This is a genomic window from Labilibaculum manganireducens (assembly GCF_963665805.2).
GTDB lineage: Bacteria > Bacteroidota > Bacteroidia > Bacteroidales > Marinifilaceae > Labilibaculum > Labilibaculum manganireducens.
This window is the reverse complement of the sequence record NZ_CAXXEE010000003.1, coordinates 1-12919: the sequence shown is the minus strand read 5'-3', so window position 1 is coordinate 12919 and position 12919 is coordinate 1. Positions and strand designations below refer to the sequence as shown.

Here is a 12919-nt window from a genome sequence, read left to right as displayed (position 1 = left end):
ACAAATTAACAACCAATATGTCTTGAAATCACCAATCTAAGAATTTCTGATGTTCCTTCGCCTATTTGCAGTATTCGTTGATCGCGGTAAAAACGCTCCACTTCCGAATTCTTAATTAATCCGTGCGCACCATGAATCTGAACGGCTTCATTTGCAACTTCCTGTGCCACTTCAGAGCAAAACAATTTCGCCATGGCTGCTTCTTTCCCAAACGAATGACCGTTATCCTTCAACCAGCATGCATGATACAATAGATGTCGGGCCGCTTCAATTTTCGTAGCCATATCGGCTAATTTAAATCCAATGGCTTGAAATTTCGAAATCGGTTTACCAAACTGCTCCCTTTTTTTCGAATAAGATAAAGCCAACTCATAAGCTCCCTGAGCCAAGCCCAGTCCCATTGCGGCAATCGTTAGCCGACCGGAATCCAGTGTTTGTAACATTATTTTGGCTCCATCCCCTAAATTTCCCAGCAAATTTTCTTTCGGAACTTTGCAATTACCGAAAGTCAACTGAGCTGTATCCGAAGCCCGCCACATCATTTTCCCTTTTACAGGCTCAGCATGAAACCCTTTTGCACTTCGCTCTACTAATATAGCAGATAATTCTTTTTTTCCATTATTATTAGCTGTTACAACCTGCAAAGTTACTCCTAAGGACAAATCGGAAGATGCGTTTGAAATGAATCTCTTGCTTCCATTTATCACCCAATTCTCATCTTTCAAAATTCCTATTGACTCCGTTCCCCGGGAATCAGAACCCGCATTGTCTTCTGTCAATCCAAAAGCCCAAATATTTTCACCACTTGTCAATTTTGGAAGATATTTCTGTTTTTGCTCCTCAGTTCCAAAATAATAAATGGGACCAATTCCCAAAGAATTATGAGCCGCCAAAGTAGATGCCTGAGAAGCATCCACCTTGGCAAGTTCTTCAACAGCTATCAATAATGAAAGATAATCTTTCCCTTGTCCACCATACTCTTTAGGCAAATATATACCGAATAAGCCCAGCTCACCCATTCTTTTAGTAAGTTGGGGACTAAATTTTTCTTTTTCATCCAATTCGAAAGCCACAGGTTTTACCTCTTTTTGGGCAAATGCCTTTACTTTTTCGCGAATTATTTTGTGCTCTGATGTCAGGTATGGGTTCATGCTTATGTGCTTTACAATGTATTTTAAGACCTTCAACTCTTTAATAAGAGCGCAAACCTAATTAAAAAGTTCATTTTATTAAAAATATTTAGAACCATTTTCAATAACAACAAAACCAACTACCTGTATTCCTCTTCTGAAAAAACCTCAAAGCTCCTGTTATAAAGCATCTTCCTGATTTAACAAAACAATTCAGGTGTGAAATTGACAAACTTGGCACATTTGACACTTGTTATTAACATATTCTCAATGTAAATTTACTTTCATCTTAAAAAGTTATAAAATGGAATTAGAACTTTGGCATATTTGGTTATTACTGGCAGTAGGTCTTTTTGTAATTGAGATCTTTATATCAAACTTTATTTCTGTATGTTATGGAATAGCCTCCTTGATGACAGGAATAGTTGCCTATTTGGGATTTCTTATCCCAGAACAATTGCTTGTACTTATTACATGCTCTGCAATCTGTTTACTCCTTCTTAAACCATACATTACAAAACACTCCATAAGTAAAAGATACCAACCCAATAACGACCACAAAAATTTGATTGGTAAAGAAGCTATTGTTATGGAAGAAATTAACGACCGAAAAAAAACAGGGAGAGTAGTTCTTTCCGGATCGACATGGAAAGCCAAATCCCAGTTCGGAGAAATAATTGCCAAAGATTCATTTGTTAAAGTTTTAAATATAGACTACTCTGTTATAATTGTAAAAACGATCTAGCAATCATAAAACACCCTAAAACCAGGAAAGGTTGGATGCTCTCATCCAGCCTTTCTTTTATTTTGCTTAGTTCACAATAATGATTAATTTATTCTGCTCAAAATAACTCATAATCAGCCAATACTTTATGGAAAAAGGATTTCTATTTAAAGATGTATATAACAATCAATTAGTCGGCAATATGGCTTCCAATATTGTCAAATCCTGGGGGGAATTCAACACCTCTTCATTCGTCAATGCCATCATATCTAAGCTTAAACCTCTTAGCTTATCTGAGCGTTCTCAACTAATTTGTACCGAATTATTCAATCATCTTCCTGCATCATACCCAAAAGCTCTGGCAATTTTAATAAACTCAATTGCCGAAGAAAATAATACAACTGACAAAAAAGAAATTGAAGGCTTCTACTATATGCCTATTGCTTCTTATGTGTCTCAATTTGGATTGCAAAAGGAAGATTTTCATCTTTCGATGAAAGCCTTAAAGGAAATAACAAAAATATTCACTTCAGAATTTGCCATACGCCCATTCATTAGGAAATATCCCGAAGAAACATTAGAATACCTTCATCTTTGGACAACAGATGAAAACGCGCATGTCCGCAGATTAGTTTCGGAAGGAAGCCGGCCTAAATTGCCTTGGGCATCACCTCTCAAAGAATTCCAGAAAGATCCATCACCGGTACTGAAATTACTAGAAAAATTAAAAGAAGATGAAGAACTCTATGTGCGTAGATCCGTTGCCAATAATTTGAATGACATTGCAAAAGATCATCCTGATTTAGTTATTAAAACCCTAAATCGCTGGAACAAAACCAACAACAAAGGCACGCAATGGATTATTGGTCACGCCTCCCGAACTTTGCTTAAACAAGGCCATCCAAAAGCATTGGAGCTTTTAGGATTTCCGCAGAATGTGCAAATTGCAGTAAATAATCTAAGTGTCAACACCCCAACATGTCAATTAGGCAATGAAATTGAATTCTCTTTCGAGATACAATCCTCATCTGCCAACAAGCAAAATTTGATGATTGATTTTATAGTTCATTACATGAAAGCAAATGGCAGGACAGCTCCAAAAGTTTTTAAGCTTTCAAAAAAATCAATCCCTGCCAATGGAAGTATTTGTTTCAAGAAAAAAATCTCTTTTAAACCAATTACTACAAGAAAATACTATTTGGGACAACATGAAATTGAGATTCAGATTAATGGAAGAAGGTATGGAAAGGTAAGTTTTGTTGTAGAATAAAAATTCTGATTTTATATCCCGATTTCACAAAATCCACCAACTACTTAAATTAGTCTAACTATTTCGCAACCAATCAAATTATTTATGTCAATTAAGTATGACAGTTATTCATTACATTTTAAACTTTTTCATATTGTATAGCTACCAATACTGGTAATCTATTGTAATTTACTCATCAATAATACCTTATTATAAACTTAAAATACTACTTTTAGTGAAACCATTAACTAAACCTCTAACCTCATGTCTCCTATAAAATCCCCATTTTGTTGGGCTTTGGCACTAATACTGCTAAACACATCTTGTACAGAAAAGTTTTATCCAGAAATTGACACTGATGTTTCAATTCTAGTTGTTGACGGTAGAATAACTAATGAATCAGGCCCTTATGAAGTTAGATTATTCAGAACTGTTGACCTTATAAGTGTTGACACATTAAATCCAGAAACAGGTGCGAAAATCATATTAAATGATGATATAGGAAACAGTGAACTTTTTCAGGAAATTCGGCCGGGTGTTTATCAAACCGTATACAATATAATAAAAGGCGAAGTCGGGCAAACATATTGGATTGAAATAGAAACTACAGAAGGAGAGATGTATGAATCAACTCCGGAAAAAATGCCCCCTCCTTTTGAAATAGAATCGATCTACGGAAAAGAAGAAGAGGTAATTATTAATGCCTCCGAAAAACAAAACGCAGTAAAAATCTATTTTGATGCAAAAGCAAATAGTACTGATGCCAACTACATAAGATGGGAATACCGGGAAAGTTACGAATGGAGATCTCCTGAAAATTCAAATTCTGAAAAAATCACTGAAAACCCAAGTAAAGTCTGCTACCCTGTTACCTCTTTCCCTGTGGTTAATATTTACGATGCCTCAAACCTAGGTTCAAAATTCATTTCTCAACAATCTACTTCAACGATATATACTAATGAAGTAAAATTATTGTATAATTATCTAATTGACATCACTCTACTTTCAGCAACACAAACAAATTACGAGTTTTGGGAAAAAACAAAATCTGTTAACTTCTCAGAAGGTGCTCTTTACGATATCACCCCTGCAAATATTGAAGGAAATATAAGCGGATGTGATGAAAAATGTAAAGCCATTGGATATTTTGAAGTTTCTTCAGTAAACAGGATGCAAAATTTCTTTTCCAAAAATGATTTCACACTTGAGTTTGCAAATTATCCTAAAGAATGTGAACCTTTCGAAATGAGAAAGGAAGACAGCCGTCCTGACTCTACCAAATTTCAGATCCTTTCAAGCTATGCTGAAGGACGAGCCACTATTTATGTTGTTCGCAGAAACGAATGTTATGAGTGCAATGTTGTTTATCCAAAAAATAAACCTTCTTTTTGGCCCTGATTTTTATAAATACTATGCGTAAATCCAAAATAAAATTTATTATCCTTTCATTTTTCTTCACGCTTATCTATTCGTGTACAGAAAAGTTTTATCCAGAAATTGACACTGATGTTTCAATTCTAGTTGTTGACGGTAGAATAACTAATGAATCAGGCCCTTATGAAGTTAGATTATTCAGAACTGTTGACCTTATAAGTGTTGACACATTAAATCCAGAAACAGGTGCGAAAATCATATTAAATGATGATATAGGAAACAGTGAACTTTTTCAGGAAATTCGGCCGGGTGTTTATCAAACCGTATACAATATAATAAAAGGCGAAGTCGGGCAAACATATTGGATTGAAATAGAAACTACAGAAGGAGAGATGTATGAATCAACTCCGGAAAAAATGCCCCCTCCTTTTGAAATAGAATCGATCTACGGAAAAGAAGAAGAGGTAATTATTAATGCCTCCGAAAAACAAAACGCAGTAAAAATCTATTTTGATGCAAAAGCAAATAATACAGATGCCAACTACATAAGATGGGAATACCGGGAAAGTTACGAATGGAGATCTCCTGAAAATTCAAATTCTGAAAAAATCACTGAAAACCCAAGTAAAGTCTGCTACCCTGTTACCTCTTTCCCTGTGGTTAATATTTACGATGCCTCAAACCTAAGTTCAAAATTCATTTCTCAACAATCTACTTCAACAATATATACTAATGAAGTAAAATTATTGTATAATTATCTGATCGACATCACTCTACTTTCAACAACACAAACAAATTACGAGTTTTGGGAAAAAACAAAATCTGTTAACTTCTCAGAAGGTGCTCTTTACGATATCACCCCTGCAAATATTGAAGGGAATGTAAGCGGATGTGATGAAGAATGTAAAGCCATTGGATATTTTGAGGTTTCCTCAGTAAGTAGAACAACAAAATTCTTTCATGAAAATGATTTCACACTTGAATTTGCAAATTATCCTAAAGAATGTGAAACTATCGAATTTAGAATGTATCCTCCTAATCCCGCGAAATTTCATATACTCAGAACCAAGATAGTAGATGGAGTTAGTGTTTTTATAGCTCGCAGAAACGAATGTTACGAATGTAATATTGTTCATCCGGTTAATAAACCTTCATTTTGGCCTTAAAACTATATACTATGAAATCTAAATTACTAAACCTGCTCACGCCTATTCTGTTAATTGTAGCATTTTGCTCCAATACATTTGGTCAACCCAAATTATCCTCTGACAAGGAAAATATAATTAATGGCAAAATTTGGATACCTACCCACTTGGTAGCACAAGCTGAACAATTTTTCCTTAAAAAACTAGAGCTTAACGGTAGTATGGTATTTAAGGGACTAACCTATACTAATCTGAAGTTCTTCTACGACCTCTCAAAAGAGGAAATAATAACTCCCATTCAAACCGAGAACAACACGACCTGTAATATTGTTGTTAATCCTAATTTATTAGAAGAATTTATTGTATTTGATAGCAATAAAAATTATCATTTTAAAAGAGGAGATTTAATTCACGAAGAATTATCCCCAACCATCTACTATCAGGTTTTCGAAAGTTCAACAATAACCTACGCCATTAAATATACTCAACTTAGAATTCTTGACTCAAGGAGTGGTTCAAGACACTTCAACTATATAGATAACACTAATATGTATAGTATATACGAAGGCAAGTTGAACAGCGTAAAAAACAAAAATGACATTATCAATTTCTTTCCTTCCAAAAAGAAAGAAATGAACCAATACCTTCGTTCTAACCGGCTTAAAATAAATAAACACAAACCATTAGACGCAATACCTCTACTAATTAAATTTGACCAATAAAATTACGGAAAATGAAAAAAGCACTCCTACTACTATATAGTTTGTTTATACTTTTCCCCTGTTTGGCTATAGGCGAACAAGAAATAAGTATTGGTCACAAAGGAATGACATTTGTTGAGTTCGCAAATGATCTGAATGAGAAATATCAAATAAAAGTATTTTTTGATAAAAATTGGGTTGAAAATATTCGTCTTAAAAAGTCTTATTCAAATGAAAATGTCACAGATATTCTCACAAACATTTTTGCTGGCACACAATTAAGATTCATTGTTAAAGACAATTTAATTGTACTAACACAATTTCAAGATCTAAAACAAGAATTTAGCCTTCAGGAAAAAGTAGATAATTCTACAAATGAAGTTGAATATGTTGAGGAAGATAAAGACATTTCAAACTTGCAGGAGCAGGAGTACAAAATTCATGAAATTGGAACTGCCCTAGGTAAGAAAAAAGTAAAACTGTTTGGGAAAGTAAGCCATTTTGAAAGCTCTCAACCTCTTAAAGGCGTTGAAATATATCTTCCTAATCTTACAAAAGGAGTAACATCTGATAAAAAAGGGTATTTTGAATTAGATCTTTCTCCAGGGTTTTACACCTTACACTTTAAATTTATGGGATTAAAATCCAGTTCCAGAAAAATTAATCTTCGTGGTGATGGTCGAATTAATGTTCAGTTAATGAGTGAAACCCAAAATCTTAAGGAAATACGTGTTTTAGCAAAAGATGACAAAGTAAAGCGAACATCAATGGGTTTAGAACATATTCTGGCAAAGGATATTGAATCTTTACCTTCAGCCCTTGGTGAACCTGATATAATAAAAAGCACGACAATGTTACCAGGTGTGGAAAGCGCTGGAGAAGGATCAATTGGTTTCAATGTTAGAGGAGGTTCTGCCGATCAAAATCTAATACTTATTGACAATGCTCCCATTTACTATCCTGCTCACTTTTTTGGATTCTTTTCTGCATTTAATAACGACATGATTCAGGAAGCCAGTTTATATAAATCCAGTATCCCTGTTCAGTTTGGAGGAAGAATTTCTTCAACTTACGATATCCATGCAAACAATCAAATAAATGATAAAATAAGTGGTAAAGTTGGAATTAGTCCGGTTACTACAAAAGCATTTTTGAATTTGCCTTTACTCAAGAACAAACTTTCAATAATGAATTCTTTCCGATTTACCTATTCAGACTGGATAGTAGATAAGATAGACTCTAAAGAATTAGTAGACTCTAAATCGAATTTTTATGACTTACATGGAAAAATAAATTATAAACCTAATTCGAACAATCAATTTGAAATAAGTTACTACAAGAGTAAGGATGAATTCCAGTTGCATTCTGACACAATTTATAACTTTAATAATTTTGTTAGCTCAATAAACTGGAGACATCGTTTTTCTGAAAGACTCAAAATAAATAACAGTGGATACTTCACCAGCTTTTCTTATGATATGAGTGCTGCAGAGATAGCAAGTAATGCTTTTAAATTAACTCATAAGGTGAATGAAGGCGGATTTAAGTCATATCTAAATCTTGAAAAAGATTTATACACAACAATCGATCTGGGTACTGAGCTTAAATATTACAACATCAGTCCGGGAGACATGAAACCTTATTCTGAAGCTTCTGTAGTAAATAATAACAATTTACCAGAAGAAAATGGTCTTGAGTCTGCCTTATTCTTAGGTTTTAAAAGGGAATTTATGGGAAATATTACTGCAGAAGCAGGTATTAGATATTCCTTATATGGCAATGTTGGAAAAAGGGAAGAATTAACTTATTTAGATGGAATTACAAGTCGTTATAATATTTTGGACACCATTACATCTACTGGTTTGAATAATATATATCATGGTCCTGAATATCGTATTTCGATTAATTATGCATTAAGCCCAAGCACATCTATAAAAGCAAGTTACAATAGAACCCGTCAGTACATACATCTTTTATCAAACACAACATCTATTTCTCCAACAGATACATGGAAACTTTCTGACAAGTATTTAAAACCTCAAATTGGGGATCAGATTTCTTTAGGTTTTTACAAGAATATTTTCAATTCTAACTTTGAATTATCAGCAGAAACCTATTTTAAAAAGGTTCAAAATGCTAAAGATTACAAGGATGGTGCACAACTGTATTTAAATGAGCATACGGAAAATGAGGTGCTTAACGCAGAAGGGAAGAATTACGGAGTAGAACTTTTCATCCGAAAAAACAAAGGCAGGTTTAACACAATGGTGAGCTATACTTATTCGAGAAGTTACCTCAGATCAAAAGATAATACGGGCGAGTTTGCAGTTAATGATGGTGATTGGTATAGAGCACCGTACGACAAACCACATAATATCAAAGCCTTTTTCAGCTTTAAACTCTCCAGACGGTTTATATTCTCAACTAATTTAGTTTATCACACTGGTCGGCCTGCTACCTATCCTATTGCTAAATACAGCCTACAAGGAATTCCAATTATTTACTATTCTGAACGAAATGAATATCGCATTCCAAACTATTTTAGAACCGATATTTCTCTGCTGGTTGAGGGAAATTTACGCAAAAACAAACCCTATCACACATCCTGGACTTTTGGTTTGTATAATCTTACAGCACGCAATAATGCTTACTCCGTTTATTTTAGATCTGAAGATTCTTTTGTAGTTGGATATAAACTATCTGTATTTGGAAACGTGATCCCTACAGTTTCATATAACATTGAATTTTAAAGCTATGAAAAATAAAAACTATATATACATATTGCTTATTTTGACCGTTTCACTAGCTATTAACTTTGCAGGCAAAGGAGAAAATACTAGCCATGAAAGTGAAAGAATTCATGTTCACATTCAAAAAAATATATTTCTTGCCGGAGAATCAGTCCTGTTAAAATTGTATTGCATCAATTCTGTCACACAGAAACTGTCCGATTTAAGTAAAGTTGCCTATCTGGAATTAATTGACGAAAATGGTTATGCTGTTGCTCAGGAAAAGATCATCCTGAATCAAGGAATGGGAGCCGGCGGTTTTCTAATAACAGATCAATTATCAACAGGAAACTACGCCATTAATGCCTATACACATTGGATGAACTCTACTTCAAAAGAATTAACAAGTGTAAACCCAATTTTTGTTTTTAATAATTACAAGCTTGCAGAAAATAGTCTCGACAACCAAAAAATTACAAACGGATCAACTCAATTCTATGATTTAAAAGACAATGACCGAACTGTGTTACGAACTAAAAGCAATACGAATGAGGAGAAACCATATACGATTACTTCTTCAGTTGAAGATCTGGATCGATACATCCGTTTTACAGTTTCATCAAACAATCTTTCATCGGTCCCTGATAAAGGACTTAAATTTCAAATCTTTTCGAATAAAGGAAATATCGTAGATCAATCATTTGAGTTAACAAATAACAATTGGGAGTTTCGAATTCATAAAAAGGAATTAAACTCTCCAAGTTATGGAATCTGTGTTAAAAATCCAGATGGAGAGATTTTAACAGAAGCTGTCTTTCATTTAGCAAGTAATAACAAAGGAGTATTTTTTGAAAATCCACGTATTACTGTTTCTCCCCGAGAGAAAGTTCAACTGAATCTTACAAGTAAGGATTTTACAAAAAAAGCTGAATTATTATATCTCTCAGCAAGTATCAAATTAAAAGAACCTTTTCATACATCGGCTAATATTATTGAATTCTTCAATATCTACAGTAATTTTGGTGCTTCAATGAGTAGCTATTTTAAACAACTCAGTAAAATACCGGAACAAGATTGGATTTCAAAAGATGGACTTAAATCCATATACTTACATAGTAACCCCTATTATTTTGTTAATTCAAGTCAGTATCCTGAAGAGGAAGCCTATATTTTGGAAGGACAAATAAAAAATCACAAAACAAAAGAAGCTATTGCCAATAAAAATGTTTACCTGTCTAAAATTGGCGAATATGCTGATATAAGCACATTTAGAACACATCAAGATGGTAAATTTTTCTTTCAGCTTCCATTAAAAAAAGGATTGCATGATATTTCCATTCAACTTAACGATAATAACTTCGAAGAATGCTCTATCCAACTAAAAGAAAAATTCAACCAAAAAGGTTTTGCATCTGTACAATGGAAAAAATCTGATTTAAATCAAGACCAAATAGACTTTCTAAAAAAACTTTATGAAAATTATAGAATCAGAACGATCTATAATCAGAAAACTTATACAGAATTAAAAGATACATGTTTGTATCGCGGAGAGAGTAACTTCTTTGGGAAACCATATTCTTCAATAAAAATAGACAACTTTATCCGTTTGGACTCTTTGGAGGAGTACTTTCATGAATTTATTTCTCCCGTTAAAATTAGTTACCGGAAAAAAGAAACCTTTTTCAATGTATATAGTCCTGATCAACTAAAGGTTATGAAACCTGCTCCATTAATTCTTTACGATGGACTAATAGTGTCTAATCCCAGAATTATTCTAAACAAAAGACCCTCGGAAATTGACAGGATTGAGGTGATGCCATATGAATATTTTTATGGAAAATCCCATTTTTTCGGAATCATACACGCTATTTCCAAAGATAAAGATTGTAAGATAGACCAATTGCCAATAAACACAGAACGATATTATCTGCCTTTATTCACTTCAAGTTATTCTTTAGCCAACAAACCGAATTATTCTGATAAATTTATGCCCGATTTCAGAACTGATTTACTTTGGGAGCCAAATATAACACTAAGCAAAGAACAGGATTTTAAGTTAGAATTTACAGCAAGTGATGTGAAAGGTGAGTATGAATTAATTGTTGAAGGAATTTCTGAAAATGGTGAACCCATTGTTCTCAAACAAAGCATATTTATAAAATAGAAATCACAACATATAAAAGAGCCTCACTTCATTATGAATGAGGCTCCTTAAAATGTATACTTTATCAATATCTCTGAATCTTTGGATCCACCTCAACCGACCAACGATCAATACCTCCTTTTAAATTAAATACACGGGAAAACCCATTTTTTCGCAAATAATTTATCACCTGCTTACTGCGCACGCCCATGTGACAAAATACAACCAAATCCTTATTCTTAGGCAAATCTTCCAGCCTATTAGGAATTTGTCCCATAGGAACGTGCATTGCATCTTTCAAATGACAAATTTGTATCTCTGTATGCTCACGCACATCAAGCATCAGAAGATCCTGCCTTTTCTCCATTTCCTGTGCCAATTCCAGAGGTGTATATTCCAGCTTATCCGATGAATCATTAGTAAAAAAAACTCTCATTGTCGTTCCTATTGTTTATTATTAGTCTTAATAAAGATAAGTATAATAAACAAAAAGAAGGAAATCTATTAATAAGATCTCCTTCTTTTATTTTCACAATCAATAATCAATTACTCCAAATTAATTATTGCATTAATGCTGTAAATGCAAATCGCGGACATGATCACAAGCATGATCAATTTCCTTTTTAAAATCATTAAAATCCAACTGCATTCCATTAACATAAGCACTCCAACCTGCTGATGCTTTTGCAAAATGAATGGCTTCCTCAATTTCCTGATCTGTTGCTCCATTTAATCTGGCCATTTCAGTATGGAAATATGCACAATAACGACATTTTGTAACTGCTGCAATTGACAAACCTATTAACTCACGATTCTTAACGCCAATTGCACCTTCTTCCAGTTGAAGTCTTTTAAATAACTCCCATTCCAATTCCAGTGTTGAATCAGGAATTGATTTGAACATTGTTGGCACTAAGCCGAACATTTGCTCAATTTCGTCATAAATCCTTCTCCTCTTCATAATTTCCTCCTTATTTTTAATAAGACTAAATTTACGATTTTACTCATCAAAAATCAACCCAATAATCGATTCTAAATTAATAAGATATACTACAATCTCATCACAAAAAAAACAATACAACTCAGAATATATTCTTTTATCCTTCAAATAACAATATTCGTTTATGAACACTTACTTCTCTTATTGTAATAATCATAACATTGGTGTCGAAAGAATCATTTACTACCAGTTATTTAGAATAGCTGAATTTAATTCCGCTTAAATTAGATGCTATTCTTATTCTATCTTTTAATTGAAAGAAGATTAAATTGATAAAATCTGTAACCTATTGTTCACATTTCTTGTCTCATACTTTGTGTAGAACAGGTAAACTATCCTGTTTATCGAAAAACGAATGGATGAGAAAGCATTACTAAGCATAAATTGTAAATTTGGTCGATAGACAAAAATTTATTTAAACCTTATCTACTATTTACTGTCTAAGATTATTCTAGCTTATTTACTTTGAAACCAACAAACAGATGCAAATCAATATTCAGGAACTAAGCAAAATTTATCCAAACGGAAAAAAAGCACTGGACAATGTAAATCTGGAAAATTGGTACCTGAATGTTTGGCTTACTGGGTCCAAATGGTGCAGGGAAATCAAGCTTAATGCGAATTTTGGTGACTTTTAATGAAACCAAGCATAGGTTCTGTTTCCATTGATTCGTTTGATTTGGAAAAAAACCGAAAAGAAATCAGAAACATGTTGGGCTATTTA

The 12919-nt window shown here is 33.3% G+C and carries 11 protein-coding genes; 8 read left to right on the top strand and 3 right to left on the bottom strand.

What is annotated here, in order from left to right:
- Window positions 1-5: 5 nt before the first annotated feature.
- On the bottom strand, window positions 6-1151 hold the full coding sequence (locus ACHZAX_RS00090; RefSeq protein ID WP_320017596.1) for an acyl-CoA dehydrogenase family protein: 1146 nt from the start codon (window positions 1149-1151) through the stop codon (window positions 6-8).
- A 283-nt stretch (window positions 1152-1434) separates the two neighbouring features.
- Between ACHZAX_RS00090 and ACHZAX_RS00085 the strand changes: the two genes are divergently transcribed.
- The 7 genes from ACHZAX_RS00085 (at window position 1435) to ACHZAX_RS00055 (ending at window position 11216) form a co-directional block, all read left to right on the top strand.
- Window positions 1435-1875: an NfeD family protein gene (locus ACHZAX_RS00085; protein ID WP_101309949.1), complete on the top strand. Its 441-nt coding sequence runs from the start codon at window positions 1435-1437 to the stop codon at window positions 1873-1875.
- A 127-nt stretch (window positions 1876-2002) separates the two neighbouring features.
- Entirely contained in the window at window positions 2003-3124 is a 1122-nt protein-coding gene (locus ACHZAX_RS00080; RefSeq protein WP_320017595.1) for a DNA alkylation repair protein, read from the top strand.
- Window positions 3125-3367: 243 nt separating this feature from the next.
- Complete coding sequence (locus ACHZAX_RS00075; RefSeq protein ID WP_320017594.1) at window positions 3368-4501, top strand: DUF4249 domain-containing protein; 1134 nt, start codon at window positions 3368-3370, stop codon at window positions 4499-4501.
- Between the two features lie 14 nt (window positions 4502-4515).
- The gene (locus ACHZAX_RS00070) at window positions 4516-5643 is read left to right on the top strand and encodes a DUF4249 domain-containing protein (protein ID WP_320017593.1); all 1128 of its coding nucleotides are present in this window, start codon (window positions 4516-4518) and stop codon (window positions 5641-5643) included.
- Between the two features lie 11 nt (window positions 5644-5654).
- Window positions 5655-6344: a hypothetical protein gene (locus tag ACHZAX_RS00065; protein ID WP_320017592.1), complete on the top strand. Its 690-nt coding sequence runs from the start codon at window positions 5655-5657 to the stop codon at window positions 6342-6344.
- Window positions 6345-6355: 11 nt separating this feature from the next.
- Window positions 6356-9073, top strand: a complete 2718-nt coding sequence (locus ACHZAX_RS00060) for a TonB-dependent receptor (RefSeq protein WP_320017591.1) — start codon at window positions 6356-6358, stop codon at window positions 9071-9073.
- Between the two features lie 4 nt (window positions 9074-9077).
- Complete coding sequence (locus ACHZAX_RS00055) at window positions 9078-11216, top strand: hypothetical protein (RefSeq protein ID WP_320017590.1); 2139 nt, start codon at window positions 9078-9080, stop codon at window positions 11214-11216.
- Window positions 11217-11280: 64 nt separating this feature from the next.
- Here the strand turns inward: ACHZAX_RS00055 and ACHZAX_RS00050 are convergent, their stop codons facing one another.
- Entirely contained in the window at window positions 11281-11631 is a 351-nt protein-coding gene (locus ACHZAX_RS00050) for a rhodanese-like domain-containing protein (RefSeq protein WP_320017589.1), read from the bottom strand.
- A gap of 132 nt (window positions 11632-11763) precedes the next feature.
- Window positions 11764-12156 carry a carboxymuconolactone decarboxylase family protein gene (locus tag ACHZAX_RS00045; protein WP_101309952.1) on the bottom strand — a complete coding sequence of 131 codons (393 nt, stop codon included), beginning with the start codon at window positions 12154-12156 and terminating at the stop codon, window positions 11764-11766.
- 609 nt (window positions 12157-12765) lie between these two features.
- On the opposite strand from ACHZAX_RS00045, the gene ACHZAX_RS00040 reads away from it, so the two are divergent.
- Entirely contained in the window at window positions 12766-12864 is a 99-nt protein-coding gene (locus ACHZAX_RS00040; RefSeq protein ID WP_394698196.1) for an ATP-binding cassette domain-containing protein, read from the top strand.
- Window positions 12865-12919: the final 55 nt, after the last annotated feature.

What these genes read in the sequence shown, in the direction of transcription:
- ACHZAX_RS00090 (WP_320017596.1), bottom strand. Translation starts at nt 1,151, where the DNA reads ATGAACCCATACCTGACATCAGAGCACAAAATAATTCGCGAAAAAGTA.
- ACHZAX_RS00085 (WP_101309949.1), top strand. Translation starts at nt 1,435, where the DNA reads ATGGAATTAGAACTTTGGCATATTTGGTTATTACTGGCAGTAGGTCTT.
- ACHZAX_RS00080 (WP_320017595.1), top strand. Translation starts at nt 2,003, where the DNA reads ATGGAAAAAGGATTTCTATTTAAAGATGTATATAACAATCAATTAGTC.
- ACHZAX_RS00075 (WP_320017594.1), top strand. Translation starts at nt 3,368, where the DNA reads ATGTCTCCTATAAAATCCCCATTTTGTTGGGCTTTGGCACTAATACTG.
- ACHZAX_RS00070 (WP_320017593.1), top strand. Translation starts at nt 4,516, where the DNA reads ATGCGTAAATCCAAAATAAAATTTATTATCCTTTCATTTTTCTTCACG.
- ACHZAX_RS00065 (WP_320017592.1), top strand. Translation starts at nt 5,655, where the DNA reads ATGAAATCTAAATTACTAAACCTGCTCACGCCTATTCTGTTAATTGTA.
- ACHZAX_RS00060 (WP_320017591.1), top strand. Translation starts at nt 6,356, where the DNA reads ATGAAAAAAGCACTCCTACTACTATATAGTTTGTTTATACTTTTCCCC.
- ACHZAX_RS00055 (WP_320017590.1), top strand. Translation starts at nt 9,078, where the DNA reads ATGAAAAATAAAAACTATATATACATATTGCTTATTTTGACCGTTTCA.
- ACHZAX_RS00050 (WP_320017589.1), bottom strand. Translation starts at nt 11,631, where the DNA reads ATGAGAGTTTTTTTTACTAATGATTCATCGGATAAGCTGGAATATACA.
- ACHZAX_RS00045 (WP_101309952.1), bottom strand. Translation starts at nt 12,156, where the DNA reads ATGAAGAGGAGAAGGATTTATGACGAAATTGAGCAAATGTTCGGCTTA.
- ACHZAX_RS00040 (WP_394698196.1), top strand. Translation starts at nt 12,766, where the DNA reads ATGTTTGGCTTACTGGGTCCAAATGGTGCAGGGAAATCAAGCTTAATG.